The following is a 24,644-nucleotide window of genomic DNA, read 5'->3' as shown; positions in this document are numbered from 1 at the left end:
TTCTGGGTCGCTGACACGCTCGGTGCTACGCGAATCGGCGGCGCGCCTGATGGCGAGGTGGCGGGTTGGGGTTTCTTCGCCTGTTTCGGTTTCTTGACTTCGCGGTTACTGCGCATTTGACCTTTTGCCATGATGGACTCCCAAATTGGCGGTTTTTGCTCCGCAGGGGAGCAATAAGGTAGTGTGCGCCTGTTTTGTGCTTTATGTTGGGGTTTCTGGTTTTTAAGGCGCTTGCCTGGCTGTGGTCTCGGCGAAGCTCACATCAGGCCCAGCAGTTTGGCCGGCGCACAAGTCATGCAAGAAATCTGACCGGTTTTTGCCAGCGCGATGAAAGCAATCGCCAGCGCCACGAGAACATCGTGACTCGATCTCGACGCCGAACATGCCTTGCCTGTTTCGAGCGTCCAAAAAAATAACGTCAGCCGGCCTATGAGCCGGCTGACGTTTTTCATGTCCACCGAGTACCCGAATTCGGGTCCATCAAACGCGCAACTTACATAGCGACGTATCCCACCGGCGTCGTCGCGTTGGCCTTGGCGACCGACGCATTGTTCGACACCACATACACCGGCGATTCAGTCAGGTTGAGCGTCAGCACACCGTTGCTGTAATTCGCATTGGTCGCGTTGCCCATCATGTCGACCACCTTCACGGTGCCGCTCGTGCCCGGCGCATCGACGTTGAGGCTGTACGAGACGCTATAGGTCGAGCTGAAACCCGCGCTCGCGCTCCACACGTTGTTGTTGTGCGCCCACAAAGCGGTGACCACCGCGCCGTTGCCCACCTGCTGGAACGCGTAGGCGTATACGCCGGTCGGCGTGCCGTTCACCGGACCGAGCGTCGTGGTGCCGTCGAGCGTGTGCGTCATCGCGCTGATCGCCATGGCAACCGGCTTCGGGCTGATGTTGGACGCGCCGAACGCACCTTGCGGATCGCTCAGGTCGAAGAAGGTGCCGTAGCCGACTTCATCCGGATAGTCCGCGCCGTAGAACACGTAGGTCTGATCGGCGCCTTCGCCGAGCGTGATGATGTGCATGCGCGCCGCGACCGCCGCTTGTGCGTACAGCACGTTCGCGGTCGGATAGTTGGGGCCATACGAGCTGCCGAGGTCGTAGCTGATGCCCGCTTCCGTCGAGAACAGATGCATGCCGGTGCGATAGTCGGTGGCCATCTCCGTGCGCAGGTTGCGCATCTGGCCGCGCAACGATCCATCCGCGGTGGACGGGTCGCTGTCGTAGCGCTCAGGCGGGTGCGACGGCGAGGTGCCCGCGTCGTAGTAACCGTGCGTGGCGACCGCGTCGATGTATTGGCCGAAGCCGAGCGGCGCGAGGCGTTTCAGGTGCGTCGTGGTCAGGCTCGGGAAGGCATCGGCCGGGCCCATCACCATCGCGTGCGGATCGGTTGAATGAATGCCCTGGTAGACCGCTTTGTACAACGCGACGAAGTTGGCGTCGGTATCGGTCCACATCTGGTTCGGTTCCCACGTCACCTGATAGTAGTTCGCCGACTGGGTCGGGAAGTACGCGGCGCGGATCGCGTTCGATTCCGTGCCGACACGGCTCATATAGCTCTGGTAGTACGAAATATCGGTTGGCAGCGTCGTGTCGTCCTGGAAGGCCCCGGTGCTGCTCGCCCAGGCGGGAATGCCGTCGAGGCGGATCAGGCGCATCACGTTGCCGCTCTTGTAGAACGAATCGAGATTACTGGCCGACGGATTGAACGTGTTCGGTCCGTTCGGTTCCATGGTGGAGAGCTGGCGGTCGTCGATCGTCGACGAAATGCCCAGCGCGGCAAGCAGCGGACCGTTGTCGTTTGCGCCCTGCATGCCGAAGCGATGCTGTTCCTGGCGCGCATAGGTGACGGCCGGAACGACGCCGGACAGGTTCGGCGTCACGCCGAAGCTGGCGATGCCGACCGGACGCGTGCCGGCTTGCGGCAGCTGGCCGCCGTTCTTGGCGAGCGTGCCCGTCGCCGCAAAATAACCGGCGAGCGTCGAGGTGCAATTGAACGTGATGGTCTTCGCGCCGCTCGGCACGGCGGTGCTGCCGCTCGCGGCGACGCGGCCGAGCGTGTCGGTGACGGCCCAGTTCAGCGTGTCCGCGCTCGGCGCGTTGGTGTTGAAGGCGAGCTGGAAGGTGCTGCCGGCCGCGAAGATGCGCGTGCCGTCGGCGCTGGGCGTATCGGCGGAGATCGTCGCGCTGCCCGAGCCGGCCGACGTGGAGGGCGAGGCGCAGCTCATGGCCGCGGTGCCGCCCGTGGCGTTCAGCGCAGTGGTGCCGGTGCTGGGGTTGTTAGCGGCAGACGTGCTGGCCGAGCTGTTCGAACTACTGCTGTTGCCGTTGGACTGGCTTGCCGCGGTGCCGGTGGTGCTGCCACCGCCACCGCCGCCGCATGCGGCGAGTGCGAGGGAGAGTGTCGAGAGTGCGAGTAGGTGCGATTTCATCAATCTGTAAGCAATGCGTTAGCTGATGCTTCGTCCGTGTCCTCGCGCAAAGCGCGTCGGGAGGTGGAGCGAACATCGGGGTTCATTTGCAAGCCAGCCGATGACCGAGGCTTCGACACTGGCGTCCTGTGTGCGCGGCTTTGCGGCTGCGCGAAGGTGATGCCTTCCCGGGATGTCGGCCCCGAACGCATTTCTCTGCAGAGAAACTCTTGTCATACGAAACCGAACCGCTGACAGAAGCGGATTTGGCGGAATCGGACGACCGGGGAAGGACGACGAAAACGGCCAGCGAGTTGAGGAACAGCGCGATTCAGATCGCAGTACGTGAATTCACGGCACGAGCCGATGAATTTTTTACTGTCCTGTAAGCTAGAAAAGCTCAATTTGGGAAGAATCGACGCAACAATACGCATTAGTGTGTTTAAAAGAAGTAACGAGTCGTTACGTATGAACATTAATGCAGTACTAATTGCTTTGATCGCATGAAAATATCCGTCAGGCGAAACTAGTATTTTTTCGCCATAACGAATTGGGGTCGCAATAATTTGAAACGGATGCCTAACTATCTGGCACGGCTAATCGACTGAGAAATGGGCGCTAGCGCTCATTGACCCGCCGAAAAGCTCTTGGGGTTGGCGTAAAAGTGCTGGGCCTTGGGTGTAACGTTTCCTCGCGACATGGACTTCGCAGCGGAACTGTCGCTGTTTTACTGAGCCATTGACGCGCTCCGCGAAAGGGAACGCGCGATACACGATGATGGATGCCGACGTTATTTGGGGTCTGCAATAACGGGGGCGGTATCCCTCCGCTGCGCAAAAAAGGCGGTTATCCAGAGAGATAAATCGTGAGGATTCTTCAACTGGTTCATGCACCGCGCTTGTCCGGAGCAGAAGTACTCGTAAAAGGATTGGCCATTCACCATCAGCGCGGTGGCCATGAAGTCTGCATGACGTCGCTGCTCCCAGAGCAGGACGATTTCGCCGCCATTCACGCAGAACTTCAGGCGGCGGGCGTCACGTGTCTGTTTCCCGAGGTTCGCTACGGCAGGGTGGGAAAGCTGTTGCACCTGTATCGCGTGGTACGGCGGTTCCGGCCCGACTTCATCGTGGCTCACGCCACGCTTGCCGCGCTGTATGTGCGCCTCCTGCCGGTCCATACGCCGATTGCGTGGGTGATGCATTCCGGCGTCAACGACTTCGAGAACGGCGCGCTCAAGCGGGCCGAACGCCTCCTCTCGCGACGGGCGAGAGCGATCATCGGCGTGTCGCAGCAGAATATCGACGACTACCTTCGTGAGATTGGCCGGCATCCGTCCATGGTCGTGATTCCGAATGGCGTGGACGCGCAATTATTCGCGCAAGCCAACGACGCCGTCGCGCCGGATATCGGCATGCACCCGAAGCAGATCGTCCAGCTCGGCCGCTATATCGAAGGCAAGAGCCAATTGGACACGATCCGCGCGTTCGAGCGCGTGCTGCAATCGGAGCCGGAAGCGCATCTGCTGTTCTGCGGCGTTGTCGAAGATCTCGACTATCACAGAGCGGTGCTGTCGCTCGTTCGTCAACTCGGCCTGGAAAGCAAGGTGACGGTGGGCGGGCCGCGTTCCGACGTCGCCGCGATCCTGCGCGCCTCGCGTGTCTTCGCGATGCCGTCGCGTTTCGAAGCGCAGAGCATTGGTTTTCTTGAGGCACTTGCGTCGGGTATTCCAGTCGTGGCGAGCCGGATTCCCTCGTTCGGCTTTGCGAGCGCTTTCGCCGGCGTCAACCTGGTCGATACGACCGACCCGGAAGCCTACGGCCGCGCGCTGCTGTACGCGCTCGACACGCCGCGCGCGAACCGGCAACTGGCCGGCTACACGCTGCACGACACCGCGGATCGTTACATGACGATCGCGCGCAAGTTCGTTCAGCTACAGGTTTCGGCCTGACGTCTATCGGACCGGCCGGTCCGCGCTACTGCGCGAGCCGGTCGATTCGCACTGTCTCCGAGAAAAGCCCCGGCAGTTTGCCGAGTTCCTGAGCTTCGCCCAGTGTCAGGCCGTTTCCGGATGGATAGCGCGTGAGCGCGGGCGCGCCACCGGTGAAATAGAAATCGCCGAGAGTCGCGTCCGTCCGTCGAAACAGCACGAGTGCGGCACCCTGTCTGTCGCGCACGAATTGCGGAAACACATCCGACCACGTCATGCCGTGCAATATCGCCGCCTGGGCCGGCGCGCTCGCCGCGCCGCTCAGGTCGAGGGTGGCGACGTCGACCATCGCTTCTTCGCTCGACTCGTCGAGATGCGGGCTCAGCAGAATCAGCGTGTTGCTGTCGCGGCCATGCACGGCGCCCATTGTCACCTTCACGAAGTTGGGGGCGAAACTTGCCGGCAAGACGTTGCGTTCGCCGACGCTCATGCGCGAGCCCTCGTTGGTGATGGGCGTGAGCGCGAGGCGGCGGTTCGCGCCGTCGACCGCGACCAGCGAGGCGCGCGCGCCCGCCGTTTCGCGCACCAGCAGATTGACGTTCTGCGGCAGGTTTTTGGCCTGCGCCCAGAGCGCCGGCGCCGCTCCCGTTGAGACGCCCGATCCTTGCGAAGACGCGATCCACAGATCGAGCCCACTGTCGGGCCGCTTCTGCGCGATCAGCACGCTGGCCCGTCCCGTTCCCGTGAAGTCCGCCGCCACATATTGCTGCGTCAGTTCCGGCTTGAACGCATTGCTGGTCTGCAGCCAGAGGCGCGGCGCCTCGAACCGGTCGCCGGCACTGCGGAGCAACCAGAATGCGGTCCCGCCCTGGCGCGCCGCGACGATCATCAGATCCGCCTTGCCGTCGCCGTCGAAATCGCCGAGCAGGAAGCGCACGCTGTCGAAGCACAGTTTGTCGCCGGCACAGCTCGGTGCGGTAGCCAGAGGATCGAATGGGACGGCGCCCGCGTACCAGAGCGCGGGCGGCGACGCTTTCGCGAGCGACGCGGCATACACGTCGAATCCCGGGCCGTCGTGTTGCCGCTGAACGTACACGGCGGACTGCTCGCCCGAGCCGGCGATGTCGCCGACCATCGCCGTGGCGAGCCTCAGGTCGTTCGCCTGGGTGCGTTGCGTGGTGGCCCAACGGTAGCGGGTGGTGAGCGCGGTGCAGCCGCGCATGGTCAGCTTGCCATCGTTTTCGCCGAGGCAATGCCGCATCGGCGTATAGACGAGGCCGAAGTCCCACGGCGTCCAGCGCTGTGCCAGGTCCCATTGATCGCAAGTCTCGGCGACCAGATAGCCGTCGCGCTCGGCGATGCATTGCGAAGTCGCGACGCTCACGAGCGCCGCGTTGCGCGTATTGCCGGGATACACGGTCAGCGGATCCCATCGCCATTGCTGCGTGGACGAGTCCGTGCACGCGGCGAGTGTCGGCGCGCGGCCTGGACCCGCGGAGGTCAGGCAGCGGCTCGCCGCCGCATTGAAGAGCTGAATCGGATGAGACACGAAATCGGGCACGCGGCGATCGGAGCGATCGGCAAACGCATAGCGGCGCGAAATCCAGTTGCCGTCCCATTGAAACTCGCCGAATACATGCGACGACTCGCTGCCGTCGATCGAAAAATAGCTGGCGACGATGTCGCGCTTACGCTGCACTTCGGCGGCGGGAAGATTGCCGGGCCAGCCGCCGGTCGGATAGGTGACGTGATAGACGATCGGGACGCCTTTGCCGAGCGTCTGCGCGACGTGGCGGGTAATGCGCGCGGAATAGATGTGATCGGGATGCTCGATAAACGGAACGGTGTCCGGATTGAGCGTGTAGATCAGCGTCGCTTGCGCGAGTATCACTTTCAACGTGGCCGACAACGCATCGCGATCGTATTTCACGCGTACGGAGCCGTCCGCGTTCATCGGATAAGTGGAGATCGTGGCGTGCTGCTCCCACAGCAGGCCGAGCGGCACGCGGCCGCCGCGCACGGCGCCGCCGGGCAGGCGCAATTCGACCAGGCGCACCTGCGGCCGGGCCTTCAGCACCATTTGATGCACGAGCTTGCCGGCAATCGTCACGTTGGATTCGAGCCACTCGTCAGGCACGCCTGCCATGCGCGCATAGGCGAGCCGCGAGGCCCGCTCGCGCGTTTGAACATAAGCGAAGTCCCCGCCGTTGGCGCCGCCGATCAGATGCACCGTGGTGATACACCAGCCCGCGTCGAGACGCTCGCTGATGGCGGGGTCCACGAAGAGCAGATCGTCGTCGAGGTGCGCGACCACAGTGACCAGCGTGCCGGCGCCGCAATCGGCCGCGCGCGCCGTGCCTGGCAGGAAGGTGAAGAAGAAAACCGCGAGTAAAGCAGTGAAAGAATCGCGAACGAGCCTGATTGCCGGTAATCGCATAGTGATTCGAGCTCTGACGGTGAGCTCGCATCATACTGTAGCGACCGTGGCCGGCACGTTACCGAACTCACAGTCAGCGCCAGATTGCGATGCGGCGCGGGTTCAGGCCCGCGTGATGGCTTGCTCCCGTATCAGCGGAAATAGGCCTTGGTGTTTTCGTGGACGTCCGCGCGCGCGAGCAGTTCCGAAGGCGCAAGCCACACATATTCGCTGTGCTGCTCGGGCCGTCCGAGCGGTGCGGTGCCGGTAAGCGTCAGCGAATAGGCGAGCACGATGTAATGCGTCGACACGTCCGGCTCGCCCGCGAAGTTGTCGCTGTAGTGATGTTCGAACACGCCTTCGAAGCGTGCCGTCGAGCGCGCCAGTTGCGCAATGCCCAACTCGGCGTCGGCGATGCGCGTGAACGCGGCGTCGAGTGTTTCGTCTTTAAGAATGCGGCCACCGGGAACGAACCATGTGCCACGGGCAGGGCGGTTGCGGCGTCGGCCGATCAGCACGCGCCCTTGAGCATCGCTCACGATCAGATCGAATGCGACCAGGGGCGTGAGGCGGACCACGTCCAGGAAATCGATCTCGGTCAGCAGCATGTCATCTCCCCCGCTTCTCGCGCTGGTTGAGCGCCAGGTCAGCTAGTAGTCACGACGTTGATCATCGTCCCGCGTGAGCCGGCTTGAGACGCTCGTCAGAAGAAGCGCGAGCACAATTGCGCCGATCGTCGCAAAGAGAAATGCGCCGATCATCGCGGCCAGTATCAGCATCATCCATGCAAGGCCGCTCATGTTTCGGCTCCAGCGTGTTGATAGGCATGCTAACGTGCCTCCGCCTGCATACTATGTGCGCCAAGGGCCACAGAACCTGTCACATCACGCCGAACTATCGTCACATCGCGCCGCTAATGCGCCATGTAACCCTCGGGCGTGGCGACTGCGTTCCTGAAGACTTCGGCGTTGCCGGAGACGACATAGACCGGCGCGGGCGAGAGTTTCAGGCTAGCCATTCCGTCGCGGTAGGGCACGCTCGTCGCGTTGCCCATCATGTCGAACGCCGTCACTTCGCCGGTCGTGCCGGGCGCGTCGACCCGCAGCCGAAAGTCCACGCTGCGGCTCGCGTCGAAGCCGCTTTTGGCGTTCCACTTGCCGTTGTCATGCGTCCATAACGCGGTCACGATCTTGCCGCCGCCGAGCCGGCGGAACGCGTAGGCGTAGACGTCTTGGGGCAGATCCTTGAGCGGGCCGAGCGTGTCGGTGCCGTCGATGATGCGCGTCATCGCCGCCACCGCGAGCGCCGCGGGTTTCGGGCTGATGCGGGAAGGACCGTAGGCGCCTTTCGGATGATCGAGCTCGAAGAAAATGCCGTAGCCCGGCGCGGCGTCCGGCATATCCGCTAGATAGAACACGTAGGTCATGTCGGCGCCTTCTCCGAGCAAAATCAGATGCGTGCGCGCCGTCACGGCAGCCTGTGCATACAGCACGTTCGCGCCCGGATAGTTCTTGCCATACGACTGCCCGATGTCGTAGCTGATGCCGGTTTCAGTCACGAAGAGCGGCGCGCCGGGCTTCAGGTAAAGACGCATTTCGTGGCGCAGCGCCCGCATCGCGGCGGGCAACGCGCCTGGCACCGTGCCCTGATTGCCGGAATCCGCGACGCGCTCGGGCGGATGCGAGGGCGTCGTGCCGATGTCGTAGTAACCGTGAATCGTCATGCCGTCCATATAGCGGCCGATGCCAAGCGGGCCGAGCTTGCGCATCCACGTGACGTTGCCCTGCACCGACGAATAGGTCAGACCCATTACCACCGCATGCGGATCCGTCTGATGGATGCCCTCCCAGACCGCCTTGTACATGGCGATGAAATTCGCGTCCGTGTCGCGCCACGGCAGACCGCCGTCGGCGTCCGGTTCCCACGTCACCTGATAGTAGTTGTCGCGCTGTTTCGGAAAGTAAGTCATGCGAACGCGATTCGACTCGGCGCCCACCTTGGCCATGTAGTCCTTCATCTGCGCGAGCGAGGTCGGCACATAGCTGTGGGTCTCCTTGTTCGTCGGACTCGCCCATTGCGGAATGCCGTCGAGCTGGATCAGCCGCAGCAGGTCGCCGCGCCGGAAGAACGGCGTGAGCTGTTTGCTCGCGGGGTCGAACGTGCCGGTTTTTTTCGGCTCCTCCATATACCAGTTGCGATTGTCGTTGACCCACGTGAGGCCGAGAGCGGTATAGACCGGCCGATAGCCGTCGCCGTCGCAGCAGTGCTGTCCCGGCGCAAGATATGCGGCCCCCTGTCCGCCGAACCGGTGCAGATCTTCATACGGAAAACGCACGCCGGGTAACGCAGCGGACGGATCCGGCAGCACGCCGAACGTGACGATGCCCGCGGGACGCGTGCCGCGCGATTCGAACTGCCCGTGTCCGCGTTCCAGCGATGCGGACACCGCGAAGTAACCCGCCACGCTCGACGCGCAGCTCAAAGTGGACAGCGTCGCACCAGCTGCAACGGGAAAGCGTCCGCTGGCGCGCACGGCATTCCACGTGTCGCGTATCTGCCAGTTGAGCGTGTCGCCTTGTGCTGGGCGCGTGGCGAAAACCAGCGCGAACGGTTTGTTCATGGCGAAGAGACGCGTGCCATCGCTGGGCGTGTCGGCTTCGAGCAGATCGCCGCTCGCGGCCGTGGGGACCTGCGACGAAGGCGCTGAGCAACGCAGCCCTTGTCCCGGTGGCGCCTTCAGGTCCGTGGGTGTGGCGGATTGCATTGCCGCATTCGGCGCCGCGTCCTGCTTCGCGACAGACGCGGTTGCAGTATTCGCCACCGTTGGCGCCATCGCGCAACGCTTCTCCACGCCCGGTGCAGGATCGCCGAATACGCCGTTGTTGCACTCCGCGCTATTCGAGAACGATTTGACGACGTGCTGTTGCGCCGTGCCATACAGCACGTCGCGCGTGCCGTTGAAACGGCAGGTGCCGTATTCCGCCGCACACGGCGTCCACTTTCTGCCGTCCGCGGTGAATTCGCCATTGCCCACACCATTCGCTTGCGGCGCAGCATCGGCCGCAGCGCATCGACCGGCCGCGAGGCCGAGCAGGACGACGGCCGCCACCGAGGCGGCAATGCCGCTCCTCAGCCCTCGACTGCCGCCGGAAAAGCCGTCAACGCGCTTTCGCGGCGCGCGCTGTTCGCGTACATTCGACATGTGTTCCCCGTGTCGTTCGCTGTCCTTCCAAGGCAACAGACGCGTCGCCGAACTACTAGTTCACCAGGTCAAAGCCGCCTCGGCCCACCTCTCGAAGCAATGTGTTGCGGAAACCGCATAGTGTATTTCCGCAAACCGCTGGCGGAAATAGCCCGGTTGCCACTCGACACATTCCGCCACTGGCCCGTCTATTGCCGTGCCGCCTAAAGTGGTCTTATTCCCGTGTTTCACGTTTGAAACATTAATCGTCACGTTTATATCCGTGAGATCCAATAACAACCAACTAAATAATTTTGTCGCACTCTCAAGTGCTTATATTGGATGTTCGTTTTACTTATTGCCATCCCCGCGGATATATCGTCAGAAGAAACCCAAGCAGGCAAGGGGCGCGGCGGGCGCTGGAATAGCGAAGCAGGTTGCGCTCATTCTGACGTCCCGATGGGAAAAAGTCACTTCAAATCGGCATGGCGATGGATGGATCAAATTGTAACTGCGCCGTTTTCGAGTAGTCGTGGTGTGTGCGGTGGCGTACGAAATGGCGCTTTTATTTGCATTAACATTCGCAGAATGCCAATTCATTCCTATGTGGAATCGGCAATTAATTCGTTGAAAAGACGGCGGTAGTGGGGGTGTTCCGAAAATCCCTGGTTGGTCACCCTGTCCATACGCCAACATGTCTGCGCTTTCGGTCATGGCGGCTAAATGCTTGAGTGGCGGTGACTATGATGCGCTGCACAGAGGCCGGCCTCTCTGCGGCCGTCCAAGGTGAAAAGTAGATCCGTTTTCTGGTGAGAGGATGACTATGACCTGCGCGAGTCTCGAGTCCGCAATGCTGCGCTGGGTGCACGCTCCAAACAAGGGTATGCGTCGCATCGCGATACTGATGTTCAACGACTGCTCGCTGCAGGGAGCCGGGGTCGTTGCCGAGGTGTTCCAGGCAGCGAACGAAATGGCTTCGTCTGGCTCGGGTGGCTGGTTATACGACGTGTCCTTCCTGTCGGCCGATGGCGGCATGGTGACTTCGTCGTCCGCGCTGCGGGTCTGGACAGACGGGCTCGACGCGCGGCATTACGGTGGTTTCGACGCATTGTATGTGGCGGGCGGCAAAGGCGCATTCGCCGCCGCTGGCGATGAACGCCTGATCGCGTGGCTGCGCCGTGTGCGCCGCAACACCGGCATGATCCGGCCGATCGCGGAAGGCCGCGCGCTGCTCGAGGCGGCGTATGTGCCCGACAGCAAGGAAGGTGGCGACTCACAGGCGCAGCCGGTGTCGGCGCGCCAGCCGGAACAGACGGCCGATGCGGGCGATCGCCTCGAATCGATGCGAAGCGCGCTCGCCATGATCAAGCGCGATCTCGGCGGCGCCACGGCGCGTACGGTTGCCGAGCGCCTACTGGCGGACTCGTGCTCGAATCTCGCGCCGCTGCTCGGCGAAGACGGTGGCCTGAGTCCCGGCGACAAGGTGCGCGCGGCAGCTCGCTGGCTGCAAGAGAACTGCCAGCAGGCGATTTCGATCGCCGACGCGGCGCAGTTCGCCGCGATGAGCGAGCGCAACTTTCTGCGCCGCTTCAAGATGGAAATGGGCATTACGCCCTCGAGTTTTCTGTTGCACGAGCGCCTTGCGGTGACTTGCAGCCTGTTGACCGAATCGGAATTGCCGGTCGACAAGATTGCCCGGCGCACGGGTATGGGTAACGGCGACCGCCTCGCGAAAGTGTTTCGCAAGCGGATGAGAATTTCGCCGACCGAATTTCGGATTCAAAGTCGCCGACTAGTCGGCGAATAGCGCGACGGGGCCAGCCGGATCGCCGTGGCAACACGGCATCCGGTCCGTACTTCCGTCGATCTTTGGAAATTATAAGGAATGCGAATATGTCGAATCAGGGAGCTGTAGGCACCGCGTCGGTCGCCCCGACCGGTGCGGATGGCGCGACGGCAGGCGCGCGTTGCGCGCGCATCGTCCCGGTGATCCTGGCGGGCGGTTCGGGCACGCGCCTGTGGCCGGTGTCGCGGGAAAACTATCCGAAGCAACTGATCGACGTAGTCGGTTCCGACTCGCTGCTGCAAGCCACCGCGCGGCGCATGGAAGGCTTTCCGGCCGGCTGGAGCGTGGACGCATCGCCGATCATCGTATGCGGCGAAGAACATCGCTTCGTGATCGCAGAACAACTTCATGAAAATGGCGTCGACGCTCGTCTTATTGTCGAGCCGGCGCGACGCGATACGGCGCCTGCGCTGACGCTGGCGGCGTCGCTGGCGTGCGCGGACGGTAGCGACGCGATTCTCGTCGTGATGCCCGCGGATCATTCGATCGCCGACGTGCCCGCCTTGCAGGCCGCGCTGGAACTCGCGGCACGCTATGCGGATGAGGGCTCGATCGCGACGCTGGGTGTGCCGCCCACGCGCCCCGACACGGGCTTCGGTTATATCCGCATCGGTGCCGAGCTGGCGGGCGGCGGCCATGCGATCGACGGTTTCGTCGAAAAGCCCGCGGAAGAACTCGCGGCGAAGTACGTCGCGGCGGGCATGTACTGGTGGAACAGCGGCATCTTCATCGTCCGCGCCAGCGTGTGGCTCGATACGTTGAAGCGTCTGCAACCGGAAATGCACGCGGCTTGCGAACGCGCATTCACCGGTGGCCGTGTCGACGGTGCGTATTTCCGGCCGTTGGTCGACGCGTTCCTCAGTACGCCGGCGAATTCGATCGACTACGCGGTGATGGAGCGCCTGACCGAGACGGCCGAGCCGCAAACGACGGATGGCGCGGCCGCGAGCGCGCCGGCGACGCCCGCCGGCGTGGTGGTCGGACTGGATGCCGGCTGGTCGGACCTGGGTTCCTGGGACGCCGTCTGGGCCGCGATGGAGAAGGACGCCAACGGTAACGCAGGACGCGGCCGGGTGACGTTCGAAGGCGCGGTATCGAGCTACGCGCATTCGGAAGGGCGGCTGGTCGCCTGCGTCGGCACCACCAATGTCGTGGTGGTCGAAACCGCCGACGCGGTGCTGGTGGTCGACCGCTCGCACGTGCAGGACGTGAAGGGTCTGGTGTCGCGCATCAAGGCGCAGCACGCGCCGGAGGCCGACGCGCATCGCAAGGTGCGCCGCCCGTGGGGTTTCTACGATTCGATCGACCATGGCGAGCGTTTCCAGGTCAAGCGGATCGTCGTGACGCCGGGCGCGCAACTGTCGTTGCAATTGCATCACCACCGCGCGGAACACTGGGTCGTCGTGCGCGGCACGGCGCTCGTCACTCGCGGTGAAGAGCAGTTTCTGTTGAGTGAAAACGAATCGACTTACATTCCGCTCGGCACCCGCCACCGGCTCGAAAACCCGGGCAAGGTGCCGCTCGAAATCATTGAAATCCAGTCAGGCACCTATCTCGGTGAAGACGACATTGTGAGGTTTAACGACAACTACGGCCGCTGCTCCTAAACAGCACGCCGGACTCAACTGCGGACAAGAACGGCAAGAACGAGGTGACCAAAATGCGCAAGTTTCAGGATTTGCTCGCGCGGGTTTTCGATGTTGCATTGGTGTTGGCGGGAGCGGCGGTGGCGTCGCAAATCCGCTTTGATTACCTCGCTCAATCCGGGTTCTATTGGGCGCTCGTGATGTTTTCCGCGGCCTTCGCGCTGGCCATCTTTCCGGCGTTCGGCGTCTACGAATCATGGCGCGGCCGCTCCAAGCTGGTGCTGGCCGGCCAGGTGTCGCTCGCGTGGCTGATGGTGCAGGGCAGCGCGCTCGTGTTGATGTATTCGCTGCATCGGATCGACTTCGTGTCGCGGCTGTGGTTCTCGTACTGGACGGCGGTGACCGGCGGCCTGCTGATCGCGTACCGGCTGATGACGCACGCCGTGCTGGCGAGCGCGCGCAGCGCCGGGATGAATCTGCACCAGGTCGCCATTGTCGGCAGCGGCTCGCAGTGCGACGCGATCATTCGCCGGATCAACGCCGCGCCGACCACCGGTTTTCGCGCCACGGCCGTGTACAACGCGCGTCCGGACGTGTCGTCGGTCGCGAGCCCGGGCGTGCCGGTGTTCGATACCGTCGATGCTTTGGCCGGCTACATGCGGACCAACGACGTGCACGAACTGTGGCTGATGCTGTCGCTTTCCGAAGAGCCGTTGATCTGTTCGCTGGTCGGCGAATTCCGCGACGATCTGGTGAACATCCGTTTCATGCCGGACGTGCGCAGCCTCGCGCTCTTCGAGGGCAGCGGCGTGATCGATCTGCTCGGCGTGCCGGCGATCAATCTCGTGGCTTCGCCGCTGTCCGCCAGTTCGATGCTGAAGAAGGAAATTTTCGACCGTCTGTTCGCGTTGACCGCGCTGATCGCTCTTGCACCGGTCATGCTCGCCATTGCGATCGCGGTGAAGCTGTCGTCGCGCGGTCCGGTTCTGTTCAAGCAGAAACGCAAAGGCGCAGACGGTCACGTATTCACGATTTACAAGTTTCGCTCGATGCGTTTGCATATCGAGCCAAAAGGCACCGTCAGGCAGGCCACGCGCAACGATCCGCGCGTGACCAAAGTGGGCGCTTTCCTGCGCCGCACGAGCCTCGACGAACTGCCGCAATTCTACAACGTGTTGCGTGGCGACATGTCGGTCGTAGGACCGCGTCCCCATGCACTCGAGCACGACGACCTCTATCAGAAAGTGGTCGCGGGCTATATCAATCGCTACCGCATAAAACCGGGGATTACGGGGTGGGCACAGATCAACGGTTTTCGTGGCGAAACCGACCGCATCGAAAAGATGGAACGTCGTGTCGAACATGACCTGTATTACCTGGGCCATTGGTCGTTCGCACTCGACATGCGGATTATCGGCGCGACGATAGTCGCCGGACTGGTGCATCGAAACGCTTATTAGTTGTTAAAAACGCTACGCGCTTTCTACTTTGAGGAAAAACGCCGTGGCACAAGGAGGAAACATCATGAGCTCGCTTGGTCTACGCACGGGAAGTCTCCTGGTTTTCGCTACTGCAACGTTGATTTCCGGATGCGGCATCGCTCCGGGTCAGCGGATGGTCACGCCTGCCGCAATTCAGGACACGGGTGGTGATTACAGTACTGAAGCGGCATCGCAACAGCAGATCCCGATTACCGATATCAACCTCGCGCTGCTGCGCAAGATGAACCAGGCTCAGACGAGCTCGGCGCTGCCGCCGGCAACGGTCGCGTTGTTCGGCAAGCCGGCCGTTTACAAGGTCGGCCCCGGCGACGTGCTGCAGATCGTCGTATGGGATCACCCGGAACTAGCTGCCGCACTCGGTCAGCCGGCACAGAACACGAAGACGACGGATGCCGCACCTGGCTTCCTGATCGACGAAAACGGCGATGTGCAGTTTCCGTACGCAGGCACCGTGCATGTGGCGGGCAGGGACGTCGCCTCGATCCAGAAGGACCTGGCGAAGCGTCTGAGCAAGGTGTACCAGAAGCCGGAAGTGACGGTGCGGGTGGCCTCGTTCCGCGCGCAGCAGGTTTACGTCGACGGTGAAGTGCGCACGCCTGGCTCTCAGGCTGTCAACGACATTCCGATGTCGCTGACGACCGCGATCAGCTTGAGCGGCGGCCTCAGCGCGAATGCGGATCGCAGCCGCGTGGTGTTGATCCGCAATGGCGTCCCGTATCAGCTCAATCTCGACGATCTGATCAAGCGTGGCAAAAATCCGTCGGACATCTATCTGCAACCGGGCGACATGCTGCGGGTGGCGTCGCGCGAAGACAGCGGTGTCTACGTGATGGGCGAGGTCAACAAGCCGGCGACCATCCTGCCGATGCGCAACGGCTCGTTGACGCTTTCGCAGGCGATCTCCGACAGCGGCAGCTTCGACTCGAACACGGCCGCGGCCCGGCAACTGTTCGTGATCCGCAACTCGACGAGCGAAGCGCCTGAGGTGTACCACCTCGACGCGACCTCGCCGGTGTCGATGGTGCTCGCCAATCAGTTCGAACTGCAGCCGAAGGACGTGGTGTATGTCGGTCAAGGCGGGCTGGTCCGCTTCAACCGTGTGTTGAACCTGCTGCTGCCGGCGATCAATGCGGCTGTGACGGGCGCCGTCCTCGCGAAATAGTAACCGTACAACGTGATCTTGAACCGCCGGGCTTTGTTGGGTGAAGAAAATGGCAATCAACTTTGAAAACCGTTACACCGACGTGTCCGGTCCGGACGAGCTTCACTTGTCGGACTATCTGCGGACGATCGTGCGAGGTTGGCGCACGATCGTGATGGTGACGCTGATCGCGCTCGCGCTGGGGTGCGCGTACGCTTTCCTCGCGCCGCCGACGTACCGCGCGGATGTGCTGTTTCACGTCGAGGACAAGACGGCGAATGCCAATGCGAACGGCAAGGATTCCTTGCCGCCGCTCACCGGCATGTTCGACACCAAGCCTTCGACGGCGGCCGAGATCGAGTTGCTGAAGTCGCGGCTCGTCACGGAAGAAACCGTCAAGAAACTGCACCTCGATATCACGGCTACGCCGCGCTATTTTCCGCTCATCGGCGGAATGATTGCGGGGTTGGTGAACGGGCAATGGGGCTTCAAGTTGCCGCAGTTCATCAACCTGTCGGGCTATGCATGGGGTGACGAGAGCATTTCGGTGTCGCGGTTCGACACCTCGAAGGAAATGTACGACGCGACTTTCACGCTGATTTCCGGCAATGACGGGTCGTACGTGCTGCGGGACAAGAACGGTATTGCGATTCTGTCGGGGAAAGTCGGCGAAACCGTGGAAACGGATACCGCCGACGGCCCGATCACGTTGCGCGTCGACAAGCTGGTCGGCGCCGCCGGCTCGCGTTTCGAATTGCAGCGCGCGTCGACGCTGAGCACCGTGGACCGTTTGCAAAAGGCTTTGTTGGTGCAGGAAACCACGCTGCAATCCGGCGTGATCCGCGCGAGCCTTGAAGGCGGCGACGCCGGCCTGACGGCCGCGATCGTCAACAGCATGGCGCGCGAGTTCGTGCGTCAGGATGTGGAGAGCCGGTCGACCGAGGCCGAGCACATGCTGGCCTTTCTCGATCAACAACTGCCGGGCTTGCGCAAGGAACTCGACGACGCCGAGCAACGCTACAACAAGTTCCGCAACACGCACGGCACGGTCGATCTGGGCGAAGAAAGCCGCCTGCTGCTGCAACAGATCGTCGATAACAAGACCAAGCTGATGGATCTGCAGCAGCAACGCGCGGAGATGTCGCAACGCTTCACGGCGAATCACCCGGCGGTGGCCTCGCTCGACGCGCAGATCGCCGCGTTGCAAGGCGCGGCAGCCAACATGAATCGCAGCGTGGCGGTGATGCCGGATACGGAGCAAACCGCATTGCGGCTGCTGCGCGACGTGCACGTCGACACGGAGCTGTACACGAATCTGCTGAATAGCGCGCAGCAACTGCGCGTGGCGAAAGCGGGACAAGTGGGCAACGTGCGCGTGGTCGACTTCGCCGAAGCACCTGATGAACCGGTGCGTCCGAAGCGCGTGATCGCGATCCTGATCGCGCTCGGCGGCGGCCTCGTGCTCGGCATTCTGCTGACCTTCTTCAAGCGCGCCATGTACGGCGGCGTGGAACGTCCGGATGAACTCGAAGGCATGCTCGGCGTGCCGGTGTTCGCGGTCGTGCCGCGCAGCCAGACCCAGTTGAAGCTGCAGGAAAACGTCATGCTGCGCCGTCGCGGGCTGCATGTGCTGGCGCAGCAGGCGCCGGAAGACATCGCCGTGGAAGGCGTGCGCAATCTGCGCACCTCGTTGCAGCTCTCGCTCGATCACGCCGAGAACAACGTGGTGATGATCACCGGCTCGCGGCCCGATTCCGGCAAGTCGTTCCTGTCGGTGAATCTGGCGGCGCTGGTGGCGTCGGCGAACAAGCGCGTGCTGATCATCGACGGCGATATGCGGCGCGGTGACGTGCATTCGCATTTCGGTGTCGCGCATCAGCCGGGTCTGTCCGACGTGCTGAGCGGCGGCGATCTGAGCTCGATGATCCAGCGCGACGTGTTGCCGGGTCTCGACGTGCTCGCCAAGGGCACGCTGCCCTCGCATCCGGCGGAACTGCTGATGAGCAAGCGCTTCGAAACGATGCTCGAAGAACTGAAGTCGCACTACGACCTCGTGATCGTCGACACGCCGCCGGTTCTGGCGGTGACCGACTCGACGGTGATCGGCAAGTACGCGGGCACGACGCTGCTGGTGGTGCGCCACGGCCGCCATCCGCTCAACGAGGTCATGGAGACGGCCAAGCGGCTGCGCAATGGCGGCGTGGGGCTCAGAGGCGTGCTGCTGACGGATGTGCCGCAGGAAGGCGCGTTCCTCGGCTCGGGCTATCAGGGCGGCTACTACGGCTACGACAGCATTGCCGGCTGAGAGAGCGGCCGACTGCCGGCCGTGCAGCAAAGTTTGTGGCACTCGGATTGCAAAAGTTAACGAGGAGAAGGCTCCATGAAACGTAAGGTCGCGCTGATCACCGGCATCACTGGACAGGACGGGTCGTATCTGGCGGAGCTGCTGCTCGCCAAAGACTACGACGTACACGGCATCAAACGCAGGTCATCCCTGTTCAACACAGACCGGATCGATCACCTTTATCGCGATCCTCACGATCCGGACCAGCGCCTCTTTCTGCACCACGCGGATCTGACCGACTCGACCAGCATTCTGCGCGTGATCCAGCGCGTCGAGCCGGACGAGATCTACAACCTCGCCGCGCAGAGCCACGTCGCGGTGTCGTTCGAGGAGCCGGAATACACGGCCAATGCGGACGGCCTCGGCGCCTTGCGGATTCTCGAAGCGATCCGGATTCTCGGCTTGCAGGAGAAGACGCGCTTCTATCAGGCTTCGACCTCGGAGCTGTACGGCCTCGTGCAACAGGTGCCGCAGTCGGAGACTACGCCGTTCTATCCGCGCAGCCCGTATGCCGTCGCCAAGCTGTTCGCGTACTGGACCACGGTCAATTATCGCGAGGCTTACGGCCTCTATGCCTGCAACGGGATTCTGTTCAACCACGAATCGCCGGTGCGCGGCGAGACCTTCGTGACGCGCAAGATTACGCGCGCCGTTGCGCGTATCGCGGTGGGCATGCAGAAGACCTTGTATCTCGGCAATCTGTCGGCGCTGCGCGATTGGGGCCATGCGCGCGACTATGTGGAAATGCAATGGCGCATGCTCCAGCAGGAACAGCCGGAGGATTATGTGATCGCCACCGGCGTGCAGTACAGCGTGCGTCAGTTCGTGCAGCACGCTGCCGCTGAACTGGGCGTCACCGTGCGTTTCGAAGGCACCGGCGTGGATGAAGTCGGCATCGTCGAGAAGGTGGAAGGGCGCGAGATCAGGATGTCGCCGGGCGACGTGATCGTGCGTGTCGATCCGCGCTACTTCCGGCCCGCCGAGGTCGAGACGCTGCTCGGTGATCCGTCGAAGGCGCATGCGAAGCTCGGCTGGCGGCCGACCACCTCGTTCGAGTCGCTCGTCAAGGAAATGGTGCGCTCGGATTATCAGATTGCACGACGTGACGCGCTCGTCACGCTGGCCGGATTCACGGCGCTGGAACATCACGAGTAACTTGCGATGAACAAACAAGCACGCATCTTCGTCGCGGGCCACCGCGGCATGGTCGGCTCCGCGCTGGTCAGGCGTCTCGCCGCCGAGGGGTATCAGAACGTGATCACCCGCTCGCGCAAGGAGCTCGACCTCACGGATCAGGCGGCCGTGAATCGCTTCTTCGAAAGCGAAAAGATCGACGTGGTGCTGCTCGCGGCCGCGCGCGTGGGCGGTATTCTCGCGAACGCGACGCAGCCGGGCGAGTTCATCTATGAAAACCTGGTGATCGAAACCAACGTGATCCATGCCGCGTACCGCGCCAAAGTCGAACGGCTAGTGTTCTTCGGTTCGTCGTGCATCTATCCGAAGCAATGTCCGCAGCCGATCCGGGAGGAGTACCTGCTGACCTCGCCGCTGGAGCCGACCAACGACGCCTACGCGATCGCGAAGATCGCCGGCCTCAAACTGTGCGAAGCGTACAACCGCGAGTACAACACGCAGTACGTCGCGTTGATGCCGACCAATCTGTACGGCCCGAACGACAACTACGATCTGAAGAGCAGTCACGTGTTGCCGGCGCTGGTGCGCAAGGCGCACGAAGCGAAGCTGAATGGCGACGCCGCTTTGACGGTGTGGGGATCGGGCACGCCGCGCCGCGAGTTCCTGCACGTCGACGATCTCGCCGCGGCCACGCTATTCGTTCTCGAACACAACGTGACGGAGGGCCTCTTCAACGTCGGAGTGGGCGAGGACCTGTCGATTCGTGAACTCGCCGAATGCATCTGCAAGGTCGTCGGTTTTGAAGGCGAGCTCGTATTCGACGCCTCGAAACCCGACGGCACACCGCGCAAGCTGCTCGACGTCTCGCGCCTCGCGCAAATGGGCTGGCAGGCCACGATCGGTCTGGAGGACGGAATCGCATCCACGTACCGGGACTTCGTCGAATCACACGCTGGTTCGACACCGGCTGCCGCCATCGAGGCCTAGGCGCGCGGCTTTGGAGTAAAGGACCGCTTGGGACGCTGTGCATGCGCAGGACGCGCAACGCACGCAGGTCGATTTTTCGAGGAGTGGCATAAAAATGACAGCGTCAGTCACGATCTTCCACAACGTCGTGTGGTCGCGCCACAAGGGTGTCGTGTTTTCCGCCTTGCATAACATTTCGGCTTCCGGAGCGATTCGCTATTCGATGGTGCAGATCGCGGATACGGAGCACGACCGCGTCGGCTTTTCCGACGTCGATTACTCGTTTCATCGCTATCCGATGCAAAAGCTGTTCGACGGCTGCTACGAAGACGTGCCCACCATGAAACTGATCGCACGGCTCACGTGGGAAGTCTTGCGCACCAAATCGGATTTGATCGTGCTGCCGGGCTATCACCGCCCGGAATACTGGGCGATGCTCGCGGCGTGCATCGTGACCGGCAAACGGCGTGCGGTGTTCTGCGACTCGACCGCGCGTGACCGGCCTAAAAAGCTGCTGACGTCGATTCCGAAGCGCGTGTTTTTCTCGCTGTGCGATGGCTATTTCGGCTTCGGCGAGCGCAGCCGCGAGTATCTGCTGTCGCTTGGCGCGAAGCGCGACAAGATTTTCGTGCCGTGTCAGGCCGCGGCGATGCCGGGTTCGTTTTCGCCGGAACGTGCGCTGGTCGAGCGGGTCGCCGCTCGTGCGGGTAATCCGCCGGTGTTTCTGTTCGTGGGGCGTTTGTCCGAAGAGAAAGGTATCGGCACGCTGATCGAGGCGCTCGCCGGATTACGGCGGCGTATTCCGGCGGCCAAGCTGCGCATTGTCGGCACCGGCCCGATGTGCGAAGCGTTGCATGTCAAGGTGGCTGAGCTCGAACTCGGCGACGCGGTGACGTTCGTCGGCAGTCTGCAGGACGAGCCGCTTACACGGGAATACTACGGCGCCACCTGCATGGTGCTGCCGAGTTACAGCGAGCCTTGGGGACTGGTGGTCAACGAGGCGCTCGCGCATGGTTGCCCGGCTGTGGTCAGTGAGAGTTGCGGCTGCGTGCCGGAACTGGTGATCGACGGGGTGAGCGGCTATGCGTTTACACCGGGCGATGTCGCCGGCCTGCAACGCACCATGCTCAAGGCAATGGAGGCCTTCGCCGACGCGGGCGGCACCGCGCGCCGGTGCATGGATGTGATTCGCCGTTTCGATCCGCCTTCCGCGGCTGCCAACATCGCCCGCGGCTGCGCACTGATGTTGAGCGACTGAGTCGCTCCGCCCCCAGCCACGTCGCGCGCATCACGCCCTAACTTGTTCTGGCAGCCACGATGAAGATATTGATTTACGGCATCAACTATGCGCCTGAGCTGACGGGAGTGGGCAAGTACACGGCGGAAATGGCCGTGCTGCTGGCGAGCCGCGGACATGAGGTGCGCGTGGTGTGCGCGCCGCCGTACTACCCGGAGTGGCGAGTTGGGGAGGGCTACGCGTCGTGGCGGTATCAGCACGAGACGCGCGACGGCGTGGCGATCTGGCGCGCGCCGCTCTGGGTGCCGGCGCGTCCGAGCGGCCTGAAGCGGATGCTGCATCTCGCGACCTTCGCGGCGACCTCGCTGCCGCTGCTCGTACGGCACGTGCTGTGGCGCCCCCACGCGGTCATGCTGATCGCACCGACCTTGATGTGCGCGCCGGGTTCGCTGATGCTCGCACGCATCACGCGCGCGCGAGCGTGGCTGCATATTCAGGACTACGAGGTCGATGCGGCATTCGATCTGGGATTGCTGAAAAGCTCGTTCGCGGCCCGCACCGCACGCTGGGTGGAAAGCGCATTGCTGCGGCGCTTCGATGCGGTGTCGTCGATCACGCGGCAGATGAGCGCGCGCGCGACGACCAAGGGCGTCGACGCGTCACGGGTTGTTTGCCTGCCCAATTGGGTGGACGTGTCGACCATCTTTCCGCTTGCGCGGCCGAGCGAATTCCGGCGTTTGCTCGGGATTCCTGCCGAGCAGAAAGTGATTCTTTATTCCGGCAACATGGGCGCGAAGCAGGGCATCGAAACGCTTGCGGATGCGGCTGTCGCGCTGGCCGCACGCACGGACCTCACCTTCGTGTTCTGCGGCAGCGGCGCCGCGAAAGAGAGTCTGGTCGCGCGCTGCTCAGGATTGACGAATTGCGTGTTCTTGCCGCTGCAACCGGTGGACCGCCTGAACGAACTGCTCAACCTCGCCGACATTCACGTGCTGCCGCAACGCGGCGACGCGGCGGATCTCGTCATGCCGTCCAAGCTCACGGGCATGTTCGCGAGCGGACGCGCGACCGTGGCGATGGCGCGTCGCGGCACGGCGCTCTACGAAGCCGTGGCACCGCGTGGCGTGGTCGTGCCGCCGGACAACGTGAAAGCGCTGGCGGCGGCGATCACGGTGCTGGCGAGCGACGCGGAACGGCGCACGGCACTCGGCAAGGCGGCGCGCAATTATGCGGAGCGCGCGCTCTCGCCGGAGTCGACGATTCGCGCCTTCGAGGAACGGCTCGCGATGCTGTTGCTTGAGGTGGACGGTAAACGCGGCAAAGGCGAAGCGCCGTCTTTCGGCGCGCGGCCTTCAGGTGCTGCAGCGAGGCGCCGGCGAAAACCGGCTACTGCGGAGGAAGCCGCGCCGGATTGATCCGGCGCGCGGCCCTTGTCATGAAGGCGATCTCACCACGGAGAACGGTAGACACCCTGCTTGCTGGCGTAGGGGTCGGTATAGGTGGCTCTCGCGGCGCCTTCGGGCGTCAGACCGTCGGCCGCATTCGGCCGTCCCGGCTGGCCGGCTACACGGACCTGGCCGTTGGCCGCAGCCGGCGCTTTGCGCTGGCCTTTGCCCTTGCCCACCGCCGGTTGCGCAGCCTGATCACCGCCCAGCACCGTCATGCGTTGCGAGTCGAGCAGCGCGGCGCGTTGGGCGTCGTTGGTATTGCCTTGCGCGCCGGCGGTGCCGTATGGGTTCGGGGCACCGAGCAGGCCTTGCTCGCTGCTGCGGTGCGCGGCGCGCCGGTCGGCGGGAAGCTGTGCGTTCAGACCGTAACCGTTGGCCGCCGTCGCGGCGGGAGGGCGGGCGGCCGTGGCGGGATTGGGTGCGGCGTTCTGTGCGAACGCCGGCATCGCGCACGATGCGATCGCGAGAAACGTCCAGGTAGCGGTGTGTCGAAGCGAGGTCATCATCTCATTCCCCAGGGAAATGCTGTCGGGATAAAGCTATCGTGCGCCAACCGGTACGCGTGTAGCCGCCAAAACGCTTGCCCTCACAGCCACCGCGCGAAGTCGAGCCAGGCGTGGCAACATAATGTGAGAGGTTTGCCTGGCATGCCTGCGTATGTTTACCACTGTTCGTGGTTCGGAGAAAGCTGATGGGTAACGTAGCCGACGATCCACACGTCGGGCGCATGCCGCAAGCCGAGTGCGCGCGCGAAGACGGCCGCGTCATCGATCTGTCGCAGGCCGGAAAAGGAAACTATCAGGCCAAGCGCGGCGCGCTGATCGAGCTCATCTGGTTCGTGCTGGAAGCCTGTGTGATCAACAACAAACTGCTGCCGTTCTCAGGTGTGCGCGTTGCGTTGCTGCGACTGTTCGGCGCAAAGATCGGTACAGGTTGCCGATTCGTGCATCCGGTGCGCGTGAAGGCGCCGTGGAATCTCGAGGTGGGCGACAACTGCTGGTTCGGTGTCGATGTGTGGATCTACAACCAGACGCTGATTCGCATCGGCTCGAACGTGTGCATTTCACAGGGCACGTTCCTCACCGCGGGCTCTCACGACATGAGCACGACGATGGATCTGCACGTCGCGCCGATCATCATCGAGGACGGCGTCTGGATCACTTCGAAGTGCGTCGTGCAAATGGGCGTGACCATCGGCCGCTCGGCGGTCGTGACACCTTTGTCGGTCGTGCATCGTTCGCTGGAAGCGGAGGGCGTGTACGGCGGAAATCCTTGCCGCTTTATCAGGAACCGGTTCGATTCCGTGACCTGAACCACAGACATAGAACCACAGCGTTTTGTACGCTGGGAGGCCGAGGTCGTTTTGCCGGAATGTCGACTGCCACAATGGGATTGCCGCGCTGCGGGATGAGCGGCGTTCGTGGCAGCACCAATGCAAGTTCCGGCCGCGACGTTTGCGTGGCCTGGTTGCCAGCTCCGCTTGGCGAACCGTGA

19 protein-coding genes are annotated in these 24,644 nt (G+C 62.9%); 12 read left to right on the top strand and 7 right to left on the bottom strand.

Translation table 11 applies throughout. The features are described from left to right. Nucleotides 1-257: 257 nt before the first annotated feature. Together P0D96_RS22970 and P0D96_RS22965 are read right to left on the bottom strand one after the other, a co-directional pair. Nucleotides 258-452 carry a hypothetical protein gene (locus P0D96_RS22970; RefSeq protein ID WP_408178822.1) on the bottom strand — a complete coding sequence of 65 codons (195 nt, stop codon included), beginning with the start codon at nt 450-452 and terminating at the stop codon, nt 258-260. A 41-nt stretch (nt 453-493) separates the two neighbouring features. Continuing rightward, complete coding sequence (locus tag P0D96_RS22965; protein WP_408178821.1) at nt 494-2,035, bottom strand: hypothetical protein; 1,542 nt, start codon at nt 2,033-2,035, stop codon at nt 494-496. Here P0D96_RS22965 and P0D96_RS22960 point away from each other — a divergent pair. Together P0D96_RS22960 and P0D96_RS22955 are read left to right on the top strand one after the other, a co-directional pair. After that, a complete protein-coding gene (locus tag P0D96_RS22960) occupies nt 2,004-2,453 on the top strand; it encodes a hypothetical protein (RefSeq protein WP_408178820.1) in 450 nt (149 codons plus the stop codon). The two genes, P0D96_RS22965 and P0D96_RS22960, sit on opposite strands and share 32 nt — an antisense overlap. Before the next feature lie 834 nt (nt 2,454-3,287). Beyond that, a complete protein-coding gene (locus P0D96_RS22955) occupies nt 3,288-4,370 on the top strand; it encodes a glycosyltransferase family 4 protein (RefSeq protein ID WP_408315441.1) in 1,083 nt (360 codons plus the stop codon). A 25-nt stretch (nt 4,371-4,395) separates the two neighbouring features. Here the strand turns inward: P0D96_RS22955 and P0D96_RS22950 are convergent, their stop codons facing one another. From P0D96_RS22950 to P0D96_RS22935, 4 genes are all read right to left on the bottom strand, one after another. Then, nucleotides 4,396-6,786: a PIG-L family deacetylase gene (locus tag P0D96_RS22950; protein WP_408315439.1), complete on the bottom strand. Its 2,391-nt coding sequence runs from the start codon at nt 6,784-6,786 to the stop codon at nt 4,396-4,398. A gap of 131 nt (nt 6,787-6,917) precedes the next feature. Further along, nucleotides 6,918-7,370, bottom strand: coding sequence for a GDP-mannose mannosyl hydrolase (locus P0D96_RS22945; RefSeq protein ID WP_408315504.1), 453 nt, complete (start codon nt 7,368-7,370; stop codon nt 6,918-6,920). 45 nt (nt 7,371-7,415) lie between these two features. Beyond that, nucleotides 7,416-7,565, bottom strand: coding sequence for a hypothetical protein (locus tag P0D96_RS22940; protein WP_408315437.1), 150 nt, complete (start codon nt 7,563-7,565; stop codon nt 7,416-7,418). 113 nt (nt 7,566-7,678) lie between these two features. Then, nucleotides 7,679-9,967 carry a hypothetical protein gene (locus tag P0D96_RS22935; RefSeq protein WP_408315435.1) on the bottom strand — a complete coding sequence of 763 codons (2,289 nt, stop codon included), beginning with the start codon at nt 9,965-9,967 and terminating at the stop codon, nt 7,679-7,681. A gap of 802 nt (nt 9,968-10,769) precedes the next feature. On the opposite strand from P0D96_RS22935, the gene P0D96_RS22930 reads away from it, so the two are divergent. The 9 genes from P0D96_RS22930 to P0D96_RS22890 all read left to right on the top strand — a co-directional run bounded on the left by P0D96_RS22930 (nt 10,770) and on the right by P0D96_RS22890 (nt 23,117). After that, nucleotides 10,770-11,753 carry a helix-turn-helix domain-containing protein gene (locus P0D96_RS22930; protein WP_132376975.1) on the top strand — a complete coding sequence of 328 codons (984 nt, stop codon included), beginning with the start codon at nt 10,770-10,772 and terminating at the stop codon, nt 11,751-11,753. 86 nt (nt 11,754-11,839) lie between these two features. After that, nucleotides 11,840-13,399 carry a mannose-1-phosphate guanylyltransferase/mannose-6-phosphate isomerase gene (locus P0D96_RS22925; RefSeq protein WP_408315433.1) on the top strand — a complete coding sequence of 520 codons (1,560 nt, stop codon included), beginning with the start codon at nt 11,840-11,842 and terminating at the stop codon, nt 13,397-13,399. 53 nt (nt 13,400-13,452) lie between these two features. Next, on the top strand, nt 13,453-14,838 hold the full coding sequence (locus P0D96_RS22920) for an undecaprenyl-phosphate glucose phosphotransferase (RefSeq protein WP_342960127.1): 1,386 nt from the start codon (nt 13,453-13,455) through the stop codon (nt 14,836-14,838). Between the two features lie 64 nt (nt 14,839-14,902). Next, nucleotides 14,903-16,042 (top strand): polysaccharide biosynthesis/export family protein, encoded by a 1,140-nt coding sequence (locus P0D96_RS22915; RefSeq protein ID WP_408315431.1) that lies wholly within the window; start codon nt 14,903-14,905, stop codon nt 16,040-16,042. A gap of 49 nt (nt 16,043-16,091) precedes the next feature. Next, a complete protein-coding gene (locus tag P0D96_RS22910) occupies nt 16,092-18,326 on the top strand; it encodes a polysaccharide biosynthesis tyrosine autokinase (protein ID WP_132375930.1) in 2,235 nt (744 codons plus the stop codon). 75 nt (nt 18,327-18,401) lie between these two features. Then, complete coding sequence (gene gmd / locus P0D96_RS22905; RefSeq protein ID WP_132375929.1) at nt 18,402-19,520, top strand: GDP-mannose 4,6-dehydratase; 1,119 nt, start codon at nt 18,402-18,404, stop codon at nt 19,518-19,520. A 6-nt stretch (nt 19,521-19,526) separates the two neighbouring features. Next, a complete protein-coding gene (gene fcl / locus P0D96_RS22900; protein WP_408178813.1) occupies nt 19,527-20,486 on the top strand; it encodes a GDP-L-fucose synthase in 960 nt (319 codons plus the stop codon). Nucleotides 20,487-20,580: 94 nt separating this feature from the next. After that, the gene (locus tag P0D96_RS22895; protein ID WP_408315429.1) at nt 20,581-21,723 is read left to right on the top strand and encodes a glycosyltransferase family 4 protein; all 1,143 of its coding nucleotides are present in this window, start codon (nt 20,581-20,583) and stop codon (nt 21,721-21,723) included. A gap of 59 nt (nt 21,724-21,782) precedes the next feature. Continuing rightward, on the top strand, nt 21,783-23,117 hold the full coding sequence (locus P0D96_RS22890) for a glycosyltransferase WbuB (protein WP_408315428.1): 1,335 nt from the start codon (nt 21,783-21,785) through the stop codon (nt 23,115-23,117). Nucleotides 23,118-23,149: 32 nt separating this feature from the next. On the opposite strand, the gene P0D96_RS22885 is transcribed toward P0D96_RS22890, so the two are convergent. After that, entirely contained in the window at nt 23,150-23,656 is a 507-nt protein-coding gene (locus tag P0D96_RS22885) for a hypothetical protein (RefSeq protein ID WP_408315426.1), read from the bottom strand. A gap of 185 nt (nt 23,657-23,841) precedes the next feature. On the opposite strand from P0D96_RS22885, the gene P0D96_RS22880 reads away from it, so the two are divergent. Beyond that, nucleotides 23,842-24,462, top strand: coding sequence for a DapH/DapD/GlmU-related protein (locus P0D96_RS22880; protein ID WP_408315424.1), 621 nt, complete (start codon nt 23,842-23,844; stop codon nt 24,460-24,462). Nucleotides 24,463-24,644: the final 182 nt, after the last annotated feature.

Source organism: Paraburkholderia sp. RL17-347-BIC-D, assembly GCF_046027915.1.
In the GTDB taxonomy this organism is placed as follows: domain Bacteria; phylum Pseudomonadota; class Gammaproteobacteria; order Burkholderiales; family Burkholderiaceae; genus Paraburkholderia.
The sequence above is the reverse complement of the archived record's forward strand: the minus strand, read 5'-3'. Positions and strand labels throughout refer to the sequence as shown.